A 22,663-nucleotide genomic window follows, 5' to 3' on the forward strand; every position below is an offset into this window, starting at 1 on the left:
CCTTTACCGGAAAAAACACGACCGCTCGTTCGGTGGCATAAGTCCAGGTCTCTATGGCGGTACTTATGTATTGAAGGCTCTTTGAATTTCGAACGGTGGAGGCCTTTTTCCAGGGGCGGCCCAACGGTTATTTGGACTTTTGTTTGGCGGGCGGGTTGGCGAAGCTGTGGGTTCAAATCCAGCCATCAAGGTGATGTAACAGTGTCTGAATTGCATGGAAGCCATTCACAGCAAACGATTGAAACCACAGGTGTCGAACACCAGGGCGTGCATTACCGTCGCGTATTCGACGGGATACCGGGCGCCCTGAAAAATGCCCCGCCTGCAAGGCTCAAATCCCTTGAAACCCTGAAGCCGGCGATGCCCGAGTGGTACAGCGGCGCACGGGCCATGGACCGCCAGTACCTGAAGCAGTTGATCGAGGAGCGCTGGCGCGCGCAGGGCGTACTGGACAAAACCCTGGGCAGCTTGCAGCACGACATCGAGGCCTTCGCCGAACCGCTGCTCAGGGAGAGGTTGCAGGCGAATTTCAACTCGGTAGAACGCGCCGACGAACTCAGCGTGCAGCTCGAGGTGCCCAGTACGATCATCTTCGGCATCGACACCGGCGCCAGTCGCGTCCGTCAGTCGACCTTGCTGGAGGCGGCACTTCACAACTTCGAAGAGTCCGAGACCGTCAAAGGGGCGTTCCGAGACAGTTCCGGTATTTACCGCAAGGACAACCGGGGCAGTCTGCGCCTGGAATCGGCCATTGCCCTGCCGGATTTTGCCGCGTTGTGCCGCAGCCTGGACATCGGCGGGCAATACCAGCGGCACATCAAGTCCGTCCTGTTGCCCGATACCCCGCAAGCACAGCGAACCTTGCAACAAGACTCGGTGGCCAGTGAACAGGCGGCCTTTCATGTGGCCGCACTGATTGCCCGTTTGAAGGGCGATATCAGTGACCATGCCTACGTCAAACTGGGCCAGGTGCGTGAGAGGCAGGCAAACATCACGCTCTACGACCGGCCGTTGCAGAGTCATCGATTGTCGCTGATGGGCTTTCGCTTGACCGGCATCGTGTTGTTCAGCGCGGTCAGCGAGCCATCGCAAATAAAGCGCGAAATTGAAGCGTTGACACCGGCCCTGTTGAAATTCTGGATCGACTGGTCGCGCCGCATTCCTGTTCTGCCGGGCCGGGAATACGATCAATTCAAACTGCTGCAAGCCTTCTTCGCCAATGGGCCGCAGGGGTTGAGCGATGAACTGTTGCGCCGCGACGATATCTATCAACAGAGTCGTGTAAGCGGTCCGTTGATCGCCTATGTGCCCGATGATCCTGACCATCCGTTGAAAGAGTATCCCTCGCTGACCGCGTTCATGAAGGTGCTCCTGGGGCAGTTGAGAAGTACCGATTACCAGGCGTTTTTCAGCCGGTTCGTGGCGCAGAAGGACAAGGGACTGTTTTTCGCCCGGGTCAAAGAACGTCTCACGACCTACACCTGGCACGAGCGCGAACCGCTGGACATGGGCCCATGGTGGCGTGAAACGGCGGTCGAAAATCCCGATGCGGAACCGGTGACCAACCAGATCGCGGATGATCTGTGGATCACCCTGTTTGTGGAACGGCGTAACAAGGCCATCGCCGATGCCCGGCTGATCGCTGTACCGACCGGTGACGAGGATGCCAACGCACGCTTCAAGCGCCTGAGCGGTTACCTGTCGATCGGCTGGAATGTTTTCAATTTCGCCGCAATGCTGGTGCCGGGGCTGGGCGAAGCCATGCTCGGCATCATGGTCGCGCAAATGCTCGCCGAGGTTGCCGAAGGTGTAGAGGACTGGAGCAAGGGTGACAAGGAACAGGCTTCGGCGTACTTCAACGGGGTCTTGATCAACTTCGCGCAACTGGCACTGATGGGCGCCGGACATGTGTTGCCCGGCACTACTGTCGCACCGATCAAGGTGTCGCCATTTGTCGAGGGGCTCAAGCCAGTGGAAGTCGGCGGCAAGGAGCGGTTGTGGAACCCTGACCTCGCGCCTTATGAGCAATCGATAACATTGCCCGATGGGGCGAAGGCCGGTGACACAGGGCTGTACCGTCATCAGGAACAGGACCTGCTGCGGCTAGACGACAAATGCTATGCCGTCAGGCAAGACCCGGAAACCGGCCAGCACCGGCTGCAACACCCGACTCGCGCCGAAGCCTATCAGCCGCTATTGGAGCACAACGGTGCCGGCAGCTGGAAGACCGAACTCGATCGACCGCTCGAATGGGATCGGCGTGCAGTGCTCAGGCGTCTGGGCGCTTCGGTGCAGGGGCTGTCCGATGAGACCCTGGAGCAGGTTTTGACTGCCAGCGGCGTGCATGAAAACGTGTTACGCCGACTTCATGTCGAACATGAAACCCCGCCCGCGTTATTGGTCGATACCCTCAAGCGCTTCGAGGCCGATGCCGATGCCGAAGCCGGTGCGCAACAGATTCTGGCCCATCGGATCAGTAACGATTGGGCGGATTACTCGCTTCGACTCATGACGGAATTGCGCGGCTGGCCCGGCGACAAGGCCATTGAAGTCTTCCAGGGACCGGGCCTGACCGGTGTATCGATCAAGGAAGGCTATGCCAATGCGTCAAAGACCAATACCTTGCAGATGACCTGGTCTGAACTGCTTGCGGGTGAGTTGCCTGAACGGGTGGTCGGTTTCCTTGACGAAACAGCGCTACGCGAACTGCTTGGAGAAGGGTATTCCGGTGACCAAGCGAAACGTGCACAGGCACTTTGTGATCAATGGGCGGCGCTGGCGCGTCAGCGCAAAAGTCAGTTGTTCGACCTGTTGTACAAGCGCCGTACCCGGTCGGACGATCCGTTGGTGAACATGCTCAAGGATGATGGGGCTGATATCTCTGTCAGTCAGGCGCAGGAGTTGCTGAGTGAAGCGCATCCCTCGGATGTGCAGCATTTGAACGAAAAAAAACGTGTTCCGTTGAGACTGGCTCAACAAGCTCGGGAGGCAGCGGAACAACTGCGTGTGACACGGGCTTATGAAGGCCTGTACCTCGACGGACTGCACAATCGCGATACCGCACGCTTGGAGCTGCACTCGCTGGCCGCATTGCCGGGCTGGCCGGCGGATCTGCGTCTGGAAATCCGTGAGTATTCATTCACGGGATCACTGACCGACAGTCTCGGCCCCGTCGACGCGACGACCCGCAAAGTGCTGGTCCTGGGTGAGGATGGCCAATACGAGGCGCGGGACGGCAGCGATCAACATCTGCACGGTGCGGACAATCTTTACGCGGCGGTGCTGCATGCCTTGCCCGACGCTGAGCGCACAGCGCTTGGCTTTGAAATCCATGAGTCTTCACGCCTTGAGCAAGCGGTCAGGGCGCAGCCGCTGGATCGATCCCGGTTTGAGCTGATTCTGCGGGACCACCCGATCACCAGGCCGGCTTACGACCCGAGCGTCATGCGCTTGCGTGGCGGCATGCGTGGCTATGCCAGACAAGCACCGCAAGGCGTGGGGCTGCGACAACGGGCTCATGCACTGTATCCGGATTTTACCTCGGAGGAAGTGGAGACACTGCTGGCGGGTTTCGGTCAGGGCGAAGGGGCGGTGCATGCGCGGCTGACCTTGCTGGAGGCCGAGTTCAACCAGTTGAACCGCACCCTGCAACGCTGGATGAATTCGCCGACGCAATCCGCTCGGTTTACCCCGGCGGGCGTGGCGGAGTGGCATGCGCGAAACAACATCTACAAAACGCTCAGGCAATGCTGGCAGCGCACCGGGCCGGAGGGCATCGAGGCTTACGGGATCGTGCGGCCGCAGGCGTTGAGTCTGGACAACATTCCCAGGCTGAGCCGACTGCTGGAAACCCTGCCGAAACTGGAGGCCAACTTCGATCATGTCACCAGCCTGAGCCTGCGCGGTGGGCAGTTGCGTTCCGGGAACCTGTCGTTCCTCGACCCGTTCCATCAGGTGCGCTACCTCAATCTGCAAGACAATCTGCTGACGACGCTTCCGCAGGCAGTGAAAGACATGCGTCATCTCACTCACCTGTTTCTTGACGGCAATAACATTGAACTGGATGCATTGGCGCTCGATCACCTGAAAAACCTGACGCGCATGACATTCCTGCGCTTGCGCGGCAACCCGCTCAAGCTCATTCCGAACATCAGCCGAATGCCGCATTTGCAGGTGTTGTTGCTGGGCGAAACCGGACTGGACAGCTGGCCCGTCGGGCTGTTTTCGCAATCGCGACCGCGCAGTATCTACCTTGACTTGAGCGGCAACCCGATCAGTCGGATACCCGAGGTCGCACCCGGTTCATTTCGCGCAGAGCTACTGGCGCGCACCGTAATCAGCCGGGGCCCGCGTTGGATATCGTCGGAGAATCTCGAGATCCTCAAGTCTTACATCGAGTCGGTCGGAATGGACCCGGAGCGTCCTTATCCACCCCGAGGCGTACTGGACAGCGCGGATTGGGATATGGGCATGACCGAGCGGCAGTGGCAGGAAAAGCAGGAAGTCTGGAACGAGGTCGAAGACGAGTTTGGTTCGGTGCCGTTTTTCAATGAACTGCGCAAGCTCACCCAGTCCGCCGACTTCAAGGCCGGCGGTGACTATCAGACGGAACTGACGACCAAGGTCTGGCGCATGCTCGAAGCCATGGCCAGCGACAGCGAACTGCGAATCAAGCTGTTCAACGAGGCGGCAACGCCCACCGAGTGCGTGGATGGCGGCACGCAACTGTTCAATGCCATGGGCGTGCAGGTGATGGTGCATGAAGCCTACGCCCTGGTGCGTGCGGACCTGATCGAGGCGCAATTGCTGGAACTGGCCCTGGGCAAGTCCCGGCTCGATGAACTCGGTGCCATTGCCCGTCAGCGGGTGTCTGCGCGGTTGGCTAACGGCGAACGGTTCCGTCGCTACGACGCCAATGGCGATGTGATCGGCACTATCGATGAAGTGGAAGTGCACCTGGCCTACATGACCGATCTGGCGGAGCGTCTGGATTTGCCGTGGCAGGCGCGGGGCATGCAGTTTCGCAACATCGCCGGTGTGAGCAAGGAGATGATCGAAGCAGCGTTCCAGCGGATCAAGGCGCTGGAGGAAGGTGATCTGCTGATCGATCGCCTCTTCGAGCAACCGCTCTGGCGAACCTGGCTGGAGTCTACTTACCGCGAAGAATTGAACGGCTTGAAGCGCCGGATCGATGCCACCACCGATTTGCAGGATGCCTTACAGCGCCGGGCCGAAGGGACGCGGCTCACCGCCGAGGGAAAGGCGGCGGTGGAGGCGGAAATCAAGGGGTTGTGCAGTGAGTTGGGCAAAAGTGAAACTGACTTTGCGAACGGCAAGCTGATGACTGACGAGGAATATGTTCAAGCCTTGGATGATATCGATCTGCAGATTACGCAGTTGCTGAAAAAACTGACACGGGAAGCGATGATTCGGGCCAAGCTGGATCGGCTGCGGATTGAATCCGTTCAGTAGTCACGGAAAAAACAAAGGCCTCGACACAGGGTGTGCGAGGCCTTTGCTCGTGTCGTGGTTGCCGGTTCAGAACAGGAAGTAACGCTGGGCCATCGGCAATGTTTCAGCCGGTTCACACCACAGCAAAACCCCATCGGCCTTGACCTGATAGGTCTGCGGATCGACGTCGATTTTCGGCAGGTAGTCGTTGTGGATCAGGTCGGTTTTCTGCACGTCGCGGCAACCTTTGACCACCGCGATTTTCTTCTTCAAGCCCAGCGCTTCAGGCAAGCCTGCCTCCTGCGCCGCCTGACTGATGAAGGTCAGGCTGGTGGCGTGCAGTGAACCGCCGAAGCTGGCGAACATCGGGCGGTAGTGCACAGGTTGCGGTGTCGGGATCGAGGCATTGGCGTCGCCCATCAGGCTGGCCGCGATGGCGCCGCCCTTGAGAATCAGCGTCGGCTTCACGCCGAAAAACGCCGGACGCCAGAGCACCAGGTCTGCCCATTTGCCCACTTCGACCGAACCCACTTCATGGCTGATGCCGTGGGTGATCGCCGGGTTGATGGTGTATTTGGCGATGTAGCGCTTGGCGCGGAAGTTGTCGTTGCCGGCGCCATCACCCGGTAACGGGCCGCGCTGTTTTTTCATCTTGTCGGCAGTCTGCCAGGTGCGGGTGATGACTTCACCGACCCGCCCCATGGCCTGGCTGTCGGAGCTGATCATCGAGAACGCACCGAGGTCGTGGAGGATGTCTTCGGCGGCAATCGTCTCGCGGCGGATGCGGCTTTCGGCGAAGGCCACATCCTCGGCAATGCTCGGGTCGAGATGATGGCAGACCATCAGCATGTCGAGGTGTTCGTCGATGGTGTTGCGGGTGAACGGCCGGGTCGGGTTGGTCGAACTCGGCAGCACGTTGGCAAAACCGCAGGCCTTGATGATGTCCGGTGCGTGACCGCCACCGGCACCTTCGGTGTGATAGGTGTGAATGGTGCGGCCCTTGAAGGCGGCGAGGGTGGTCTCGACGAAACCGGATTCGTTGAGGGTGTCGGTGTGGATCGCCACCTGCACGTCGAACCGGTCGGCCACGCTCAGGCAGTTGTCGATGCTTGCGGGCGTAGTGCCCCAGTCCTCATGCAACTTGAGGCCGATGGCACCGGCCTTGACCTGTTCGATCAACGGCTCCGGCAAGCTGGCGTTGCCCTTGCCGGTGAGGCCGATGTTCATCGGGAAGGCATCGGCGGCCTGGAGCATGCGCGCCAGGTGCCAGGGCCCGGAGGTGCAGGTGGTCGCATTGGTGCCGGTAGCCGGGCCGGTGCCGCCACCGATCATGGTGGTGACACCGCTCATCAATGCCTCTTCGATCTGCTGCGGGCAGATGAAGTGGATATGGGTGTCGATGCCGCCGGCGGTGAGGATCATGCCTTCACCGGCGATGACTTCGGTGCTGGCGCCAATGGCGATGTTGACGTTGGGCTGGATGTCCGGGTTGCCAGCCTTGCCGATCGCCGCGATGCGCCCGTCCTTGAGGCCGACGTCGGCCTTGACGATACCCCAGTGATCGATGATCAGCGCGTTGGTGATGAGAGTGTCGACCACGTCGGCGGCCAGCAACTGGCTCTGACCCTGGCCGTCACGAATGACTTTGCCGCCACCGAATTTCACTTCTTCGCCGTAGGTGGTGAAGTCCTGTTCCACTTCGATCCACAACTCGGTATCGGCCAGGCGCACCTTGTCACCAACGGTGGGGCCGAACATGTCGGCGTAGGCTTGACGGGAAATCTTCAATTACTCGTTCCTCGTAATTGAGCTGCAAGCTTCAAGCTGCAAGCCTCAAGTAAAAGCAGATAGGGGGAGCCGCAAACTGCTCTTCCTTGCAGCTTGAAGCTTGTAACTTGCTGCTGAAGTCGATCTATAAGTCGCCCATGATTCTTCCCGCAAACCCAAAAACCCGACGCAACCCCACCAGTTCGACAAGCTCGACTTCCCGACTCTGCCCCGGTTCGAAACGCACCGCCGTGCCGGCCGGGATGTTCAGGCGCATGCCGCGACTGGCGGCACGGTCGAACGCCAGGGCGTCGTTGGTTTCGAAAAAGTGATAATGCGAGCCGACCTGGATCGGCCGGTCACCGCTGTTGGCCACCTTCAGGCTGATCGTGCGGCGGCCGACGTTGAGTTCGATGTCGCCGGGCTGGATCTGGTATTCACCGGGAATCATCAATGGGCTCCTTGGAGAATCTTGTAATAAAGGGCGGTCGGTTTGTAGCGGCCGCTCGGGTCGCAGGCGTAGTCGGGGATTTCACCGGCGCGGGTATAGCCCAGCGATTGATAGAAGGCTTCGGCGGGCGAACCGGCCTCGGTGTCGAGGTACAGCATGCCGCGCTTGTGCTGCAGGGCGGCGGCCTCGAGGGCGCTCATCAGTTGCTGGCCCAGACCGCGGCGCCGGGCATGTTCACGCACCAGCAGCTTTTGCACTTCGGCGCGATTCAGGCCGTTGGCTTTCTGGCACAAGCCCAACTGCACGCTGGCCTGCACCTGTTCGTCCTTGACCACCACCCACAGCAACAGATTGCCCTTGTTCAGGTTGTCCTGGACTTCATCGAAATAGGCGTGGGCCTGGGTCGCATCGAGGTCGGCCATGAAGCCGACACTGGCGCCATAGCCGACGGCATCGAGCAGCAGCTCAATCAATCCCTGACGATAGTGCGCAAAGCTTTCAACGTTGACGCGTCGCAGTTGGGCGGCGTTCATCGGGCGTTACTCCTGGTTGACGCTCGGCGGTTGCGCGCCGGGATTGAGGGTCAGTTGCATGAAGGTCAGGTCCAGCCAGCGGCCGAATTTGGTGCCCACCTGAGGCATTTGCCCGGTGGTGATGAAACCGATGCGCTCATGCAAGCGAATGGAGGCGGCGTTACCGCTTTCGATGGCGGCGACCATCACGTGTTTGCCGCAGTCTTTGGCGCGTTCGACCAGCGCTTTCATCAGTTGTGGGCCGAGGCCGTTGCCGCGCTGGTCGTTGCGTACGTAGACCGAGTGCTCGACGGTGTGGCGGAAACCGTCGAAGGGGCGCCAGTCACCGAATGAGGCATAGCCCAGTACCGAATTTTCACCATCGACGATCACCAGAATCGGGTAAGCCTGGGATTGCCGGGCGCTGAACCAGGCCTGGCGGTTGTCGAGGTCGACCGCTTGCTCGTTCCAGATCGCCGTGGTGTTGAGCACGGCGTCGTTGTAGATGTCACAGATGGCCGGCAAGTCGGCAGGCACGGCATCGCGGATGTGGTAAGTCATGGCGCGGCCTCAGGCGATGGGTTGGTGGACGGTGACCAGTTTGGTGCCGTCGGGGAAGGTGGCCTCGACCTGGATTTCCGGGATCATTTCCGGGATGCCTTCCATCACTTGTTCGCGGGTCAGCAGGGTGGTGCCGAAGTGCATCAGGTCGGCCACGGTCTGGCCGTCACGGGCGCCTTCGAGCAGGGCCGCGGAGATGTAGGCCATGGCTTCCGGGTAATTGAGTTTCACGCCGCGCGCCAAACGCCGCTCGGCCACCAGGCCTGCGGTGAAGATCAGCAGCTTGTCTTTTTCGCGTGGGGTCAGGTCCATCGTAGACATCCATAATCGGCAGTTTAAAAGGTTAAATCTTGCAACCCATACCACTGTAGGAGCTGCCGAAGGCTGCGATCTTTTTCCCGTATCGCTGAAGATCAAGATCAAAAGATCGCAGCCTTCGGCAGCTCCTACAGGGGATGCATATTCAGGTGCTCCATATTCTTGGGGGGACTGCTTCGCGACCAAGCAATGCTGGCCTGAGCAATCGCCACAGATCAATCAGCCAGCCCCGCGCCAACAACGCCTCACTCGCCAGGCACCTAGCAACCAGCAACCCCGGCAATTGGGTCAAATCCCCGCGCACGTCGTTGGGCAGCGAGCGGCAGCGCTCCAGCAGTTCGCTATCGATTTCACCCGTCACCAATAACGTGGCAAACACCGGTTGCCCGTCGAGCCCGATGGGCGAATCAAGTAAACCGTCCGCTCCGACAATGCGCTGACGTTCATGCCAGAGCAACTGGCCGTCGCGGCGCACATCCAGTCGTGCCTGGAAATGCCCAAGGTCGAAGCGCTCGCCACTGGCCGGACGGCCCACGGCCACGACGTCCCAGTAGAACAGGCGCGCATCGCCTTCAAGGTCGATGGCGGTGCTGAGTTCAGCCTGGGCCGCACTGAAAATGATCGTCTCCTGGGGCAGCCATTCCAGTGTCGCACCGGCCGCCACCTTCAGATTCAGATGCTGATAGGCGGGACCCGCGGCGCGATACCACTTGGCCGCGCCGGGGCTGGTGATTTGCGCCCAGGCGTCGCCCTCGACGCTGACCGAAATATCCAGACGATCGCCGCCGGCAATTCCGCCGGGTGGGTGGACGATGATGTGCTGGCAGACTTCCGGCCCTTCGGCATACAGGTGTTTTTGTACCCGCAGCGGACCTTTGTGCCGGCGCTGGACCGGGCGTGTGGTGTTGTCGAATCGGGCATAGCCCAGCTCCAGTTCGGCGTGCCAACTGGGGGTGAACAAAACGCCTGAAGCCGGAAGAGTCATAGTCAATGCTTGTCGAGAGGTCATCAGGATGTTTGCAAAGGCTGTGCCGCAAGGATTTGCAGGCAGGAGGCGACTATTGATTGTGCTGATGCACCACTAAGGGGCGAGCCATGAAGCATCGTGCAACCAATTGGTGCTTCGCGCCTGTGTAGACATATATATCTACCGCCATCGGCGGTCAGGAAGAACCCAGGATGCAATCGCACGCTCCCCCCCTCCGGCGGGGCGACCGAACATTCTGGAGTTTCTTGATGACCACTTCTTATGAGCCTTTACAACCTGCACCGGCGACCGCGCCGGTGTTGCCACCTGTCAGCCAGTCCTTTATTTGCGAAGACGATGCCGCGTATTGGATTCATCAACATGATCGCGTGAGCGACAGAGAGTACGGCGCACTCATTTTGCAGCGCCCGGATGGCAAGTTTGTCGCGACAACACCTATCCAGGACAAGGCGACTTCGTTTGATATGGAGCGTTTGCTGAACTACGACCGGCAGACCCTGACGATCAGCCATCCGGCCGGGTACCTTTGTGTTGGCAAATGGCATAGCCATCCGGACATTCCCGAGGGGATTGCCAAGGCGAACCCATCCTTCAGCGATGATCAGGTCAAGTTGTTCAACGCGCTGCCTTCGAGGCCTGATGTCCATGGTGCGTTCAGGCATCGGGACTTTTTTAAACATTGTTATGTTTCAGGTCCCTCGGGTTCTCTGGTGGCTTACTCCATTAATCCACCGGACTCAGACTACAGTCCTGTCTACCGAATGGGCCGCACCCCCGAAGACATGGTCAGGAGAATCGCGGTCATCGGTCACATGCGTGTCCTGGAACCCGGCACCCTGTGGGGTGGCCTGCGCGGCCCGATCACGGCTGAATGGATTCCCTACCAACCGGTCACACCCGGGCCTCCCAAACTCCAGCCGTTTTTTACGGGTGTTTTTGAAGACCCGGCCTCGGCGTTAAACGATGCCTTGAGTCGCGTGTCAGCGACAGCAGGGCATCAGCGTGTGGGTTTTATCCTCAAGCATCGCGACCGTGACGAATATGTCGCGACATTGCCGTTCCACCGACCTGATGGATTGTTGGCAATCGAGCAGGCATTCCCCGCGACGCCAGGCGGTTTTCTGTTACCGGAAAATCAGACGCTGGCAGGTGTGTACCTGGGACCCGAGTTGCTGGCGACGTTACTACCGGAAAATGAGGCTGATCTGTATCAGCAGTTTTTCTCACCCCAGTCATTGGTATTCAGTGTCCTGCAGGCTCGGGGATCAGCATTGGTGGACTCCTCCTTGGGTTATTCGGTATTCCGCCAGACCCCGGGCGGTGCATTGCTGAAGTACCACAGCACGTTTTCCGAAGCCGAAGCCTGGGTTATCAAGACTGAAGGGGCGATGGGCGTCAACATCGATAAGCTCTTGCTGGGTGGGCATTTGAGCGCCAAGGATTTTGTCTTGAGTGTTGCAGTAACGGGCGTACTGACGGTCGAAAAAAGCAGCCCGCTCTGGGATGTTGGCGGCGTGGTGGGTTCTGATTGGCTGCCTTATGCAGGGTCAAACCCCATCACCCCGGATTCTGAATGAGCGCTGACAGTTCACTGCTCAGATCGTAACCAGCCCGCGCACGCCCTCGGCTTCCATATTTTCACCGCGCCCCTGTTGCACGATCTCGCCCCGGGACATCACCAGGTATTGGTCAGCCAGTTCGGCGGCGAAATCGTAGAACTGCTCCACCAGCAAAATGGCCATGTCGCCCCGGGCTGCGAGTTTCTTGATCACGGCACCGATCTCCTTGATCACCGACGGCTGGATGCCTTCGGTGGGCTCGTCGAGGATCAGCAGGCGAGGGCGGCTGGCCAGCGCGCGACCGATGGCCAGTTGCTGTTGCTGGCCGCCGGACAGGTCGCCCCCCCGGCGTTGTTTCATTTGCAGCAGCACCGGGAACAGCTCGTAGATAAACGCAGGCACTTCCTTCGCTTCGCTGCCGGGAAAACGCGAAAGGCCCATCAGCAGGTTTTCCTCGACGGTCAGGCGGCCGAAGATCTCCCGGCCCTGCGGGACATAGGCAATGCCGGCATGCACGCGCTGATGCGGTTTGAATGTGGTGATCGGCGTGCCCTCCCAATTGACCGCGCCTTCTTTGGCCGGCAGCAGGCCCATCAGGCATTTGAGCAGGGTGGTCTTGCCCACGCCGTTGCGCCCGAGCAGACAGGTGACTTCGCCGACCTTCACGTCAAACGTCAGGCCGCGCAGGATGTGGCTTCCGCCGTAGTACTGGTGCAGTTTTTCGACTTGGAGCATAGGGCCCTCCGGGCAGTTGTAAGCGGCAAGCTACAAGCTGCAAGAAAAAGCCGGACCGCTTTTCGCTCTTAACTTGCCGCTTGTAGCTGAAAGCTTGTAGCTGTCGCGTCAGCGACCGAGATACACCTCGATCACCCGCTCGTTGTCCTGCACCTGTTCCAGTGAGCCCTCGGCCAGCACGCTGCCCTGATGCAACACGGTGACGTGGTCGGCAATCGAGCCGACGAAGCCCATGTCGTGTTCCACCACCATAAGCGAATGCTTGCCGGCCAGGCGTTTGAACAGCTCGGCGGTAAATTCGGTCTCGGCGTCGGTCATGCCCGCCACCGGTTCATCGAGCAGCAGCAATTGCGGGTCCTGCATCAGTAGCATGCCGATCTCGAGGAACTGCTTCTGGCCGTGGGACAGCAGGCCGGCCGGGCGATTGACCGAGCTGGTCAAGCGAATGGTCTCCAGCACCTCGGCGATGCGGTCTTTCTGCTCGCCATTCAAGCGCGCCCGCAGGCTGGCCCACACCGACTTGTCGGTTTTCTGCGCCAGTTCCAGGTTCTCGAACACGCTCAAGGCTTCGAACACCGTCGGCTTCTGGAACTTGCGCCCGATGCCGGCCTGGGCGATCTGCACTTCGCTCATCTGCGTCAGGTCCAGGGTTTCGCCGAACCAGGCCTTGCCGTGGCTGGGTCGGGTCTTGCCGGTGATCACGTCCATCAGCGTGGTCTTGCCCGCGCCATTGGGGCCGATGATGCAGCGCAGTTCGCCGACGCCGATGTACAGGTTCAAATCGTTCAGCGCCTTGAAACCGTCGAAGCTGACGCTGATGTCTTCCAGGGTCAGGATGGTGCCGTGGCGCGTATTCAGGCCTTTGCCGGCGCGCTGGCCGAGACCGATGGCGTCCCGGCTGCTGCCAGCGTCCTTGTTGGGTTCTACGGGGAAAAACGCCGGTTCGAGCATGAATTCAGCGGTTGCCGTGACTCTCATGATTCACCTCTTTTCTTCAGCAGACCGATCACGCCTTTGGGCAGGTACAGGGTCACGACGATGAACAGCGCGCCGAGGAAGAACAGCCAGTATTCGGGGAAGGCCACGGTGAACCAGCTCTTCATGCCGTTGACCACGCCAGCACCGAGCAACGGACCGATCAGCGTGCCGCGCCCGCCGAGGGCGACCCATACGGCGGCTTCGATCGAGTTGGTCGGCGACATCTCGCTCGGGTTGATGATGCCGACTTGCGGCACGTACAGCGCACCGGCCAGGCCACACAACACCGCGCTCAGCACCCAGACAAACAACTTGAACCCGCGCGGATCGTAGCCGCAGAACATCAGGCGGTTTTCCGCATCGCGCAACGCGGTCAGCACCCGGCCGAACTTGCTCTGTGCCAGGCGCCAGCCGATGTAAAGGCTCGCTACCAGCAACAACACCGTGGCGAAAAAAAGCACCGCGCGGGTGCCCGGTTCGGTGATGCCAAAGCCGAGAATGGTGCGGAAGTTGGTGAAGCCGTTGTTGCCGCCAAAACCGGTTTCGTTGCGGAAAAACAGCAACATGCCGGCGAAGGTAAGGGCCTGGGTCATGATCGAGAAATACACGCCCTTGATCCGCGAACGGAAGGCGAAGAAACCGAACACCAACGCCAGCAACCCCGGCGCCAATACCACCAGGCACAGGGTCCAGAGGAAGCTGCTGGTGCCGGTCCAGAACCACGGCATTTCAGTCCACGACAGGAAGGTCATGAACGCCGGCAAGCCATCGCCCGAGGCCTGGCGCATCAGGTACATGCCCATGGCATAGCCGCCGAGGGCGAAGAACAGGCCGTGCCCGAGGGACAGCAGGCCGGCGTAGCCCCAGACCAGATCGAGCGCCAGGGCGACGATGGCGTAGCAGAGAATCTTGCCCACCAGCGTCAGCGTATAGGCTGAAACATGCAGCGTGCTGTCCACTGGTAACAACGACAGCAGCGGTAACGCCAGCAGCACAATGAGGATCACTGCGCCAATGGCAATCGAGACTTTGGGGCCGGCTTTTTGGGTCGCGGTAACGAGCAGGGGCTGGTTCATCAGTCGATCACCCGTCCTTTGAGTGCGAAGAGGCCTTGCGGACGTTTCTGGATAAACAGAATGATCAGCGCGAGGATGAGGATCTTGCCGAGCACCGCACCGATCTGCGGTTCGAGAATCTTGTTGGCTATCCCTAAGCCGAAAGCCGCCAGCACGCTACCGGCCAACTGGCCGACACCACCGAGCACTACCACCAGGAACGAGTCGATGATGTAGCTCTGGCCGAGGTCCGGGCCGACGTTGCCGATCTGGCTCAGGGCCACGCCACCGAGGCCGGCGATGCCCGAGCCAAGACCGAAGGCGAGCATGTCCACGCGTCCGGTGGGCACGCCGCAGCAGGCGGCCATGTTGCGATTCTGGGTGACCGCTCGCACGTTCAGGCCGAGGCGCGTCTTGTTCAGCAGCAGCCAGGTCAGCACCACCACAAACAGCGCAAAGGCAATGATGACGATGCGGTTGTAGGGCAGCACAAGATTGGGCAGCACCTGAATCCCGCCCGACAGCCAGGCCGGATTGGCCACTTCGACGTTCTGCGCGCCGAACAGCAACCGAACAAGCTGAATCAGCATCAGGCTGATGCCCCAGGTGGCGAGCAGGGTTTCCAGCGGGCGACCATAGAGGTGGCGAATCACCGTGCGCTCCAGCGCCATGCCGATGGCGGCGGTGACAAAAAAAGCCACCGGCAGTGCAATCAGCGGATAGAACTCGATGGCCTGCGGTGCGAATCGCTGAAACATCAGTTGCACCACATAGGTCGAGTAGGCGCCGAGCATCAGCATCTCGCCGTGGGCCATGTTGATCACGCCGAGCAGGCCGAAGGTGATCGCAAGGCCCAATGCCGCGAGCAGCAGGATCGAACCGAGGGACATGCCGCTGAACGCCTGGCCCAGCATCTCGCCGACCAGCAGTTTGCGCTTGACCTGGGCGAGGCTGGTTTCAGCGGCGGTGCGCACATTCGTGTCGGTTTCGACGCCCGGCTCCAGCAGGCTTTCGAGGCGGGTGCGGGCCAGCGGGTCACCGGTCTCGCCGAGCAAGCGCACCGCGGCGAGGCGCACGGCCGGATCGCCGTCGACCAGTTGCAGATTGGCCAGGGCCAGGCTGAGGGCGGCGTGGACGCCTTCATTCGTTTCGCCCGCCAGTTGCCGGTCGAGGAATTTCAACTGCGCCGGTTTGGCACTCTTCTGCAATTGCTGCGCGGCGGCCAGACGGATTTTGGCGTCGGCGGCGAGCAACTGATGACTGGCCAGGGCCGAGTCGATCAGACCCCGCAGGCGGTTGTTCAGGCGCAGGGTTTTCGGTTGCCCGTCGATGGTCAGTTCGCCTTGTTGCAGGGCATTGATCAATTCGATACGGGCCGGATCGGGCTGCGCGGCCCAGGCTTCCAGGAGTTTGGCTTGCTGCACGGGATTGGCGGCGACGAAGTCTTCGGCGTCATCGGCGTGGGTGGCCATCGGCAATAGCAGCGCGAGGGCGAGGATGAAGCGGTAGAGGGCAGTGGGCATAGAGAGTCGCCTTGCTCGGACTAAATGTGGGAGCGGGCTTGCTCGCGAAAGCGGTGTGTCTGTCACATAGTTGTTGGATGTGCCGCCGTCTTCGCGAGCAAGCCCGCTCCCACAGGGATTTGTGTCGGCCTGAGACAAAGTGCCCGGGGCCGACATCCTGTGGCTTTAGTTGCTCTTCACCGCATACTCCGGCTTCTTGTCGTTGCCCTGGATGAACGGGCTCCACGGTTGGGCGCGGATCGGTCCTTCGGTCTGCCACACCACGTTGAACTGACCGTCAGACTGGATCTCACCGATCATCACCGGCTTGTGCAGGTGGTGATTGGTCTTGTCCATGGTCAGTGTGTAACCGGACGGCGCGGCAAAGGTCTGGCCGGCCAGGGCTTCGCGGACTTTGTCGACATCGGTGGACTTGGCTTTTTCCGCGGCTTGGGCCCACATGTGGATGCCGACGTAGGTGGCTTCCATCGGGTCGTTGGTCACCGCTTTGTCGGCGCCCGGCAGGTTGTGTTTCTTCGCGTAGGCCTTCCAGTCATCGACGAACTTCTTGTTCACCGGGTTTTCGACCGATTCGAAGTAGTTCCACGCCGCCAGGTTACCCACCAGCGGTTTGGTGTCGATGCCACGCAGTTCCTCTTCGCCCACCGAGAACGCCACGACCGGAACGTCGGTGGCTTTCAGGCCCTGGTTGGCCAGCTCTTTGTAGAACGGCACGTTGGAGTCGCCGTTGACGGTGGAGATGACGGCGGTCTTGCCGCCCGCCGAGAACTTCTTGATGTTGGCGACGATGGTCTGGTAGTCGCTGTGACCGAAGGGGGTGTAGACCTCTTCGATGTCCTTGTCGGCCACACCTTTGGAGTGCAGGAACGAACGCAGGATCTTGTTGGTGGTGCGCGGGTAGACGTAGTCGGTGCCGAGCAGGAAGTAGCGCTTGGCGCTGCCGCCTTCTTCGCTCATCAGGTATTCAACGGCAGGGATCGCCTGCTGGTTCGGGGCGGCGCCGGTGTAGAACACGTTCGGCGACATTTCTTCGCCTTCGTACTGCACCGGGTAGAACAGCAGGCCATTGAGCTCTTCGAACACCGGCAGTACCGATTTGCGCGACACCGAAGTCCAGCAACCGAACACCACGGCGACCTTGTCCTGGGTCAGCAGCTGGCGACCCTTTTCGGCGAACAGCGGCCAGTTCGACGCCGGGTCGACCACCACCGGTTCCAGCATCTTGCCGTTCACGCCGCCCTTGGCGTTGATCTCGTCGATGGTCATCAGCGCCATGTCTTTCAACGACGTTTCGGAGATCGCCATGGTCCCGGACAACGAATGCAGAATACCGACCTTGATGGTCTCGGCGGCCTGGACGGTCCAGGTCATGCCCATTGCGGCAATGGATGCCGAGAGAGTGAAAGCCTTGATCAAACTGCGACGCTTCATTGTGCGATCTCCATGAACTTATGAATTTTCTTGGTTGGCAGATGCGGACTACTGAAGGGTCTTTAGCAAGGGCTGTGCCCGGTCGGGGAAAGGTACGGGAATGGCGTTTTAGAGCGGTTGTGCGGTTTGATGGCGCACCAGGAAGGATCGCGGCAGGCGTTTTGGTGCGAGGAGTTGCGCCAGATTGGGGCGGGTAGCATCGATCAATTGTGGGAGCGGGCTTGCTCGCGAAAGCGGTGTTTCAGTTGCCATTTATGTTGTCTGACACACCCTCTTCGCGAGCAAGCCCGCTCCCACAAAGTCAGCGGCGCATCAGATCAGCTTTTGATGCAGGTTTCAAAACCATGTCCGCCACCTTTGTACTCCGGGCCGTAGTAGTACTTGGTGAATGAAGTTTTCCCGTCGGGCGTGGAAGCGAAGTTCGCAATTCCGACACCGTAATCCTTGAGCGACGGATCCGTATGGGCAAAGTAAATCGCCAGGGAACTCGAGTTGGCGGCGGCAAAGCCGTCATACCGGGAGTTGTCGGGCAACGTCAGGGTAATACCGTAGGCGCCATGTTCGCCGGTACTTTGTTCGGCATTGAATTTCATGTCGACCACACCTTCAAACGCACCGATATGGCTGTCCATTCCGGTGCATTGATATCGGCCGCTGTAGTCAACGCCAGTAAAGGGGGGGTTGGTGGCCCATGCAGGCGTTGAGACAAGTGCGATGGATATGATGAGTTTTTTGAACATGCTTACCTCTTTCCGCTCTTGTAAGAGTTGTGACGATTAAGATGTAGGAATAATCGTCATTGAAGTGCGCGAGTATTTTTTATTATTCAACTCGCGGGAGCGGAGTATGAGCGTGGTAATGGATTTGTTAAGTGCGAACTCAATACGAGGTTTTTCCAGGCATACCTGCAGTTTTGAAGTTTGTTTTAATTAAACATGGCGTTAACGACGTCGCATCAAGCCGATGAAGAACAACCCGCCAATCGCCGCCGTGGCCACCCCGATGGGCAAGTCTTCGGGCGCGATCATCGTCCGGGCAGCAACGTCGACCCAGACCAGAAACACGCTGCCAAGCAACACGCACACCGGCAGCACTCTTCGGTGTTCAGCCCCGACCAGACGCCGCGCGATGTGCGGCACCATCAGCCCGACAAAACCGATCGAGCCGCTGATCGACACCAGCACCCCGGTCATCAGCGATGCAATCAGAAATACCCGCAAGCGCACGGTGCGCGCATTCAGGCCCAGGGTCACTGCCGTCTGCTCGCCGGCCATCAGCGCATTCAACGGTCGCGCCATGCCCAGCAGCAACACCAGCCCGAACAACACACTGGCGGTCGGTACCGCCAGCAATTCCCAGCGCGCCAGCCCAAGTCCGCCGAGCATCCAGAACATCACCGCCGAACTGGCTCGATGGTCGCCCAGGAACAGCAACAAATTGGCGATCGCCATCATCACGAACGACACCGCCACGCCGCACAACAGCAGACGGTCACTGTCGAGGCGACCGTGGCGGCTGGCGATCATCAGCACCACCAGCATGCTCAGCAATGCACCGATGAAGGCGGCGATCGGCAAGGTCAGCAGGCCAACGATTTCTCCGACATGCAACACCACGATCACCGCGCCCAACGTCGCGCCGGAGGTGACGCCGAGTAAATGCGGATCAGCCAGCGGATTGCGCGTCACCGCTTGCAGCACCGCGCCGATCAAAGCCAACCCGGCGCCCACCAGTGCGCCGAGCAACATGCGCGGGACGCGGATCAGCCAGACGATATGCTCCTGCCCGGGGCTCCAGTCCGGCACACCGAAGCCGAACAGTTTGTGCAGCAGGATGCGCCACACCACGTCCAGCGGTACCCGTGCCGGGCCGAAACCCAGGGACACTACGCAAGACACCAGCAACAGGGCACCGAGGGCGATCAGCAACAAGGCGTAGCGACGGTTGATCATTCGCCGTGGAAACCCTTGGCCAGTGTAGCGACCGCCAGCACGTTATCGATCCCCGGCGTGGCCTGCACGTACGGAATGACGATGAAGCGCCGCTGCTTGATCGCTTCCACCGATTGCAGGGCCTTGTTGGCCAGCAGGAACTGAATCTTCTGTTCGGCGGTGATTTCGCTGTAGTCGACGATCACGATCACCTGCGGGTTGTGTTCGACCACGCTTTCCCAGTTGACCCGGGTCCAGCTTGCATCGACATCCTCCAGGATGTTGCGCCCGCCAGCGGCGTCGATCAGTGCTTGCGGCATGCCCAGGCGGCCTGAGGTCATGGCCCGGTCTTCGCCGCTGTCGTACAGGAAGACCCGCGGTCTTTGCGCGGGCAGGGTTTTGCGAATGTCCGCCACTTGTGCCTGCATGTGGGCGACCAGGGCGTTGGCGCGGTCCTGCACGTCGAAGATCCTGCCGAGGTTGCGCAGGTCGTTGTAGGTGTCTTCGAGGCTGGCCGGTGGGCGCTTCATCACGAAGGCGCAGGATTCGCTCAGCTCATACACATTGATGCCCAGCGGTTGCAAGGTCTGCGGAGTGAGATCGCCGCCGACGCGCATGCCGTAGTCCCAACCGGCGAAGAGGAAATCGACGTTGGCATCGAGCAGGGTTTCCACCGACGGGTACTTGGCCGCCAGTTCCGGCAGACCGTCGAGCAGCGACTGCATGTCGGGAGTCACGGCCTTCCAGCCACTGACGCCGCTGTAGCCGGCCATCCGTGGCTTGAGGCCGAGGGCGAGCATCATCTGGGTCATGTTGATGTCGTGGCTGAGGGCGTGTTGCGGTGCTTGCGTGAAGGTCACTTCGCGGTTGCAGCTTTTGACTGTCAGCGGGTAATGGGTGGCTTCGGCCAAGGCCTGGGCGTTGATCGACAGCATCACGAGGCAGAGGCCGGAGCGCAGCAGGGAACGCAAATTCATGGTTGGGTTATCCAGGTGATTCGTGGGTAGCCGTGCAGCGGATGGTCATCGATAAGCGCTTCGACGCCAAACACGTTGCGCAGCAGGGCGGCGGTGAGCACCTCTTGCGGTGTGCCGCTGGCGACGATGCGACCATGGTTGATCACGTACAGCCGATCACAAAAAGCCGCCGCCAGGTTGAGGTCGTGGATGCTCGCCAGGGTGCCGATGTTCAAGCGCCTGACCAACTTCAACAGCTCAAGCTGATAGCGTGGGTCGAGGTGGTTGGTCGGCTCGTCGAGGATCAGCAGTTGCGGTTGCTGGGCCAGGGCGCGGGCGAGGATTACCCGCTGTTTTTCACCGCCTGAGAGGGTGGCGAACTCATGGTCATCGAAGCCCTCGAGGCCGACGGACTCCAGCGCCTGATGAATGAGTGTCGAGTCTTCGAGCGTGTCGCCATCGAACAGACCTTTGTGCGGCGTGCGGCCCATGGCGACCACTTCCTCGACGGTCAGGCCGAAGGCGTCGGGGAACTCCTGCAAGACCACGGCGATGCGTTGTGCACACCAGCGCGAAGACTGTTTCCAGACATTCTGGTGATCGAGCCTGACCTCGCCGTGCTCCGGTTTACTGAAGCGCCAGGCACAACGCAACAGGCTGGTCTTGCCACTGCCGTTGGGGCCGATCAACCCGACGAATTCACCCGCGGCGACGTGAACGGAGGCATCACGTAGCTGGAATTGATGGTGGCAATGGCCGTGGCCCAGTGGGTACCAGGTGAGGTTGGTGAGGTGCAGCGAGGTCATGCCGTTACTCTTGAGGTGAAGCTGATGGCCTCTTCGCGAGCAAGCCCGCTCCCACAGGTATGTGCAAATCCTGTGGGAGCGGGCTTGCTCGCGAAGAGGCCCGAAAGGACACCCTGAATACGAGAGGGTGACGCGCGGGGCAGTTTACAGCCCCTTGCGCCCCGCGCATCTCAGCTGTTTCATGATGAAGATGAGGCGCTCTCAGTCTGCCGGGTAAAACGCGACAGCAGCACACGATCCAGCACCCACACCACCACCAGCGAAGCGCCCACCAACGGGAAGGCCACCGCGAGGACGAACATGATCACCATGGCGGTTTTCCATTTCGGCAGGTCGTGACGCAGCGGCGGTACGCCGAGTTTTCCTTGCGGACGACGCTTCCACCAGATCACCACGCCGCTGACCGCGCTGAGCAGGATCATCAGGCAGATCAGCAACACGATGATCTGATTGAACGTGCCGAACATCTTGCCTTCGTGCAACATCACGCCGATTTCCGTGGCGCGGGCCACGGTGCCATATTGCTCGTAACGCACATCGGCAAGGACCTTGCCGGTGTACTGGTCGATGTGCAACGTGGCGTCATTGCGCGGGTCATCGGCGAACACGGCGATGGTGAACACACCGGTGGCGGTCGTTGGCAAGGTGATGCTGTAGCCAGGCTCGACCTTGCTTTGGGTGGCGATGTTTTGCACGTCCTGCAGGCTGATGGTCGGTGCGGCCGGGCCGGCCTGCGCGCCATCGTGGGCCATGTGTTCGGCGTGTTCGCCGGACATGGGCATCGGCGTGTTTTCCATGGCCCAGGGCACGGTCTGGCGGGTGGCGCTGTTGAGGCTGCGCGCTTCGACGTCGGACTTCGGTACGTTGTCCCACATTGCCGCCGGAAACACGTTCCACACGGCCGCGTATTGCTGGCCCCAGAAGCCGGTCCAGGTCATGCCGCTGAGCAGCATCACCAGCAGCAGGGAGGCGCCCCAGAATCCGGTGACGGCATGCAAGTCACGCCATAGCACCCGCCCGCGACTGCTCAGGCGTGGCCACAGAATGCCGGCGGCCTGACCGCGCGGCCACCACAGGAATACCCCGGACACCACCAGCACCACACCCCAGCCGGCGGCCAGTTCGATCAGCCGATCGCCGACGGTGCCGATCATCAGCTCACCGTGAATCGCGCGCGCAATGGCTTGCAGGTTCTTCTTGGCGTCTTGCTCGCCGAGGATGTCGCCTTGGTACGGATCGACAAAAACGTTCAGCTCGTTGCCGTCGTTGAGCACGACAAACTGAGCGCTGCGTTCGGCATTGACCGGTGGCAGGTACTGTTTGATCGTCGCTTGGGGATACGCATCTTTTACCCGCTTGAGCAGATCGTCGGCCGGGACAGTGTGATGACCGGCCGGTACGTTGAGCAGGCTGCTGTACATCAGTGAATCGAGTTGCGGCTTGAACAGGTAAAGGGTGCCGGTCAGGGCCAGCATCACCATGAATGGCGCAACGAACAATCCGGCATAGAAATGCCAGCGCCAGGCCAGGTTGTAGAAATTCACTTTGGGCTGTTTCATCACGTGTGCTCCGCATTGGCGAATCAATTGTTTTTTTTAAAAGATCGCAGTACGCATTCCCTGTAGGAGCTGGCGAAGCCTG

18 protein-coding genes are annotated in these 22,663 nt (G+C 60.4%); 2 read left to right on the plus strand and 16 right to left on the minus strand.

Annotated elements, in window-relative coordinates:
- Positions 1–201 precede the first annotated feature (201 nt).
- Positions 202–5,472, plus strand: a complete 5,271-nt coding sequence (locus ACEN83_RS02170; protein ID WP_495579375.1) for an NEL-type E3 ubiquitin ligase domain-containing protein — start codon at positions 202–204, stop codon at positions 5,470–5,472.
- 66 nt (positions 5,473–5,538) lie between these two features.
- Here ACEN83_RS02170 and ureC read toward each other — a convergent pair whose 3' ends face one another.
- The 6 genes from ureC to ACEN83_RS02200 all read right to left on the minus strand — a co-directional run bounded on the left by ureC (position 5,539) and on the right by ACEN83_RS02200 (position 10,045).
- Positions 5,539–7,239 carry an urease subunit alpha gene (gene ureC / locus ACEN83_RS02175; RefSeq protein ID WP_218483108.1) on the minus strand — a complete coding sequence of 567 codons (1,701 nt, stop codon included), beginning with the start codon at positions 7,237–7,239 and terminating at the stop codon, positions 5,539–5,541.
- A 124-nt stretch (positions 7,240–7,363) separates the two neighbouring features.
- A complete protein-coding gene (locus tag ACEN83_RS02180) occupies positions 7,364–7,669 on the minus strand; it encodes an urease subunit beta (protein ID WP_495579376.1) in 306 nt (101 codons plus the stop codon).
- Complete coding sequence (locus tag ACEN83_RS02185) at positions 7,669–8,202, minus strand: GNAT family N-acetyltransferase (RefSeq protein ID WP_116582468.1); 534 nt, start codon at positions 8,200–8,202, stop codon at positions 7,669–7,671. Before ACEN83_RS02185 ends, ACEN83_RS02180 begins: the two co-directional genes overlap by 1 nt.
- A gap of 6 nt (positions 8,203–8,208) precedes the next feature.
- Positions 8,209–8,742, minus strand: a complete 534-nt coding sequence (locus ACEN83_RS02190; RefSeq protein ID WP_495579377.1) for a GNAT family N-acetyltransferase — start codon at positions 8,740–8,742, stop codon at positions 8,209–8,211.
- Between the two features lie 9 nt (positions 8,743–8,751).
- Positions 8,752–9,054, minus strand: coding sequence for an urease subunit gamma (locus ACEN83_RS02195; protein ID WP_007945249.1), 303 nt, complete (start codon positions 9,052–9,054; stop codon positions 8,752–8,754).
- Positions 9,055–9,205: 151 nt separating this feature from the next.
- Positions 9,206–10,045: an urease accessory protein UreD gene (locus tag ACEN83_RS02200; protein ID WP_495579378.1), complete on the minus strand. Its 840-nt coding sequence runs from the start codon at positions 10,043–10,045 to the stop codon at positions 9,206–9,208.
- A gap of 251 nt (positions 10,046–10,296) precedes the next feature.
- Here ACEN83_RS02200 and ACEN83_RS02205 point away from each other — a divergent pair, with 251 nt between their 5' ends.
- Positions 10,297–11,625, plus strand: a complete 1,329-nt coding sequence (locus ACEN83_RS02205; protein ID WP_495579379.1) for a DUF4329 domain-containing protein — start codon at positions 10,297–10,299, stop codon at positions 11,623–11,625.
- Between the two features lie 18 nt (positions 11,626–11,643).
- Here ACEN83_RS02205 and urtE read toward each other — a convergent pair whose 3' ends face one another.
- The 10 genes from urtE to ACEN83_RS02255 all read right to left on the minus strand — a co-directional run bounded on the left by urtE (position 11,644) and on the right by ACEN83_RS02255 (position 22,581).
- On the minus strand, positions 11,644–12,342 hold the full coding sequence (gene urtE, locus ACEN83_RS02210) for an urea ABC transporter ATP-binding subunit UrtE (RefSeq protein WP_116582465.1): 699 nt from the start codon (positions 12,340–12,342) through the stop codon (positions 11,644–11,646).
- Between the two features lie 108 nt (positions 12,343–12,450).
- Complete coding sequence (urtD, locus tag ACEN83_RS02215) at positions 12,451–13,320, minus strand: urea ABC transporter ATP-binding protein UrtD (RefSeq protein ID WP_116582464.1); 870 nt, start codon at positions 13,318–13,320, stop codon at positions 12,451–12,453.
- Complete coding sequence (gene urtC / locus ACEN83_RS02220) at positions 13,317–14,396, minus strand: urea ABC transporter permease subunit UrtC (protein WP_102700441.1); 1,080 nt, start codon at positions 14,394–14,396, stop codon at positions 13,317–13,319. Before urtC ends, urtD begins: the two co-directional genes overlap by 4 nt.
- The gene (gene urtB, locus ACEN83_RS02225; RefSeq protein ID WP_495579380.1) at positions 14,396–15,898 is read right to left on the minus strand and encodes an urea ABC transporter permease subunit UrtB; all 1,503 of its coding nucleotides are present in this window, start codon (positions 15,896–15,898) and stop codon (positions 14,396–14,398) included. The genes urtC and urtB overlap by 1 nt, the downstream gene beginning before the upstream one ends.
- A gap of 165 nt (positions 15,899–16,063) precedes the next feature.
- Positions 16,064–17,329: an urea ABC transporter substrate-binding protein gene (gene urtA, locus ACEN83_RS02230; RefSeq protein WP_007979634.1), complete on the minus strand. Its 1,266-nt coding sequence runs from the start codon at positions 17,327–17,329 to the stop codon at positions 16,064–16,066.
- A 317-nt stretch (positions 17,330–17,646) separates the two neighbouring features.
- Positions 17,647–18,069, minus strand: a complete 423-nt coding sequence (locus ACEN83_RS02235) for a hypothetical protein (RefSeq protein ID WP_495579381.1) — start codon at positions 18,067–18,069, stop codon at positions 17,647–17,649.
- Between the two features lie 201 nt (positions 18,070–18,270).
- Positions 18,271–19,281 (minus strand): FecCD family ABC transporter permease, encoded by a 1,011-nt coding sequence (locus ACEN83_RS02240; protein ID WP_495579382.1) that lies wholly within the window; start codon positions 19,279–19,281, stop codon positions 18,271–18,273.
- Positions 19,278–20,237, minus strand: coding sequence for an ABC transporter substrate-binding protein (locus ACEN83_RS02245; RefSeq protein WP_495579383.1), 960 nt, complete (start codon positions 20,235–20,237; stop codon positions 19,278–19,280). Before ACEN83_RS02245 ends, ACEN83_RS02240 begins: the two co-directional genes overlap by 4 nt.
- On the minus strand, positions 20,234–21,022 hold the full coding sequence (locus ACEN83_RS02250) for an ABC transporter ATP-binding protein (protein ID WP_495579384.1): 789 nt from the start codon (positions 21,020–21,022) through the stop codon (positions 20,234–20,236). The genes ACEN83_RS02245 and ACEN83_RS02250 overlap by 4 nt, the downstream gene beginning before the upstream one ends.
- A 179-nt stretch (positions 21,023–21,201) precedes the next feature.
- Complete coding sequence (locus tag ACEN83_RS02255; RefSeq protein WP_495579385.1) at positions 21,202–22,581, minus strand: PepSY-associated TM helix domain-containing protein; 1,380 nt, start codon at positions 22,579–22,581, stop codon at positions 21,202–21,204.
- Between the last annotated feature and the right edge of the window lie 82 nt (positions 22,582–22,663).

It is taken from the genome of Pseudomonas sp. Pseusp49, from assembly GCF_059491875.1.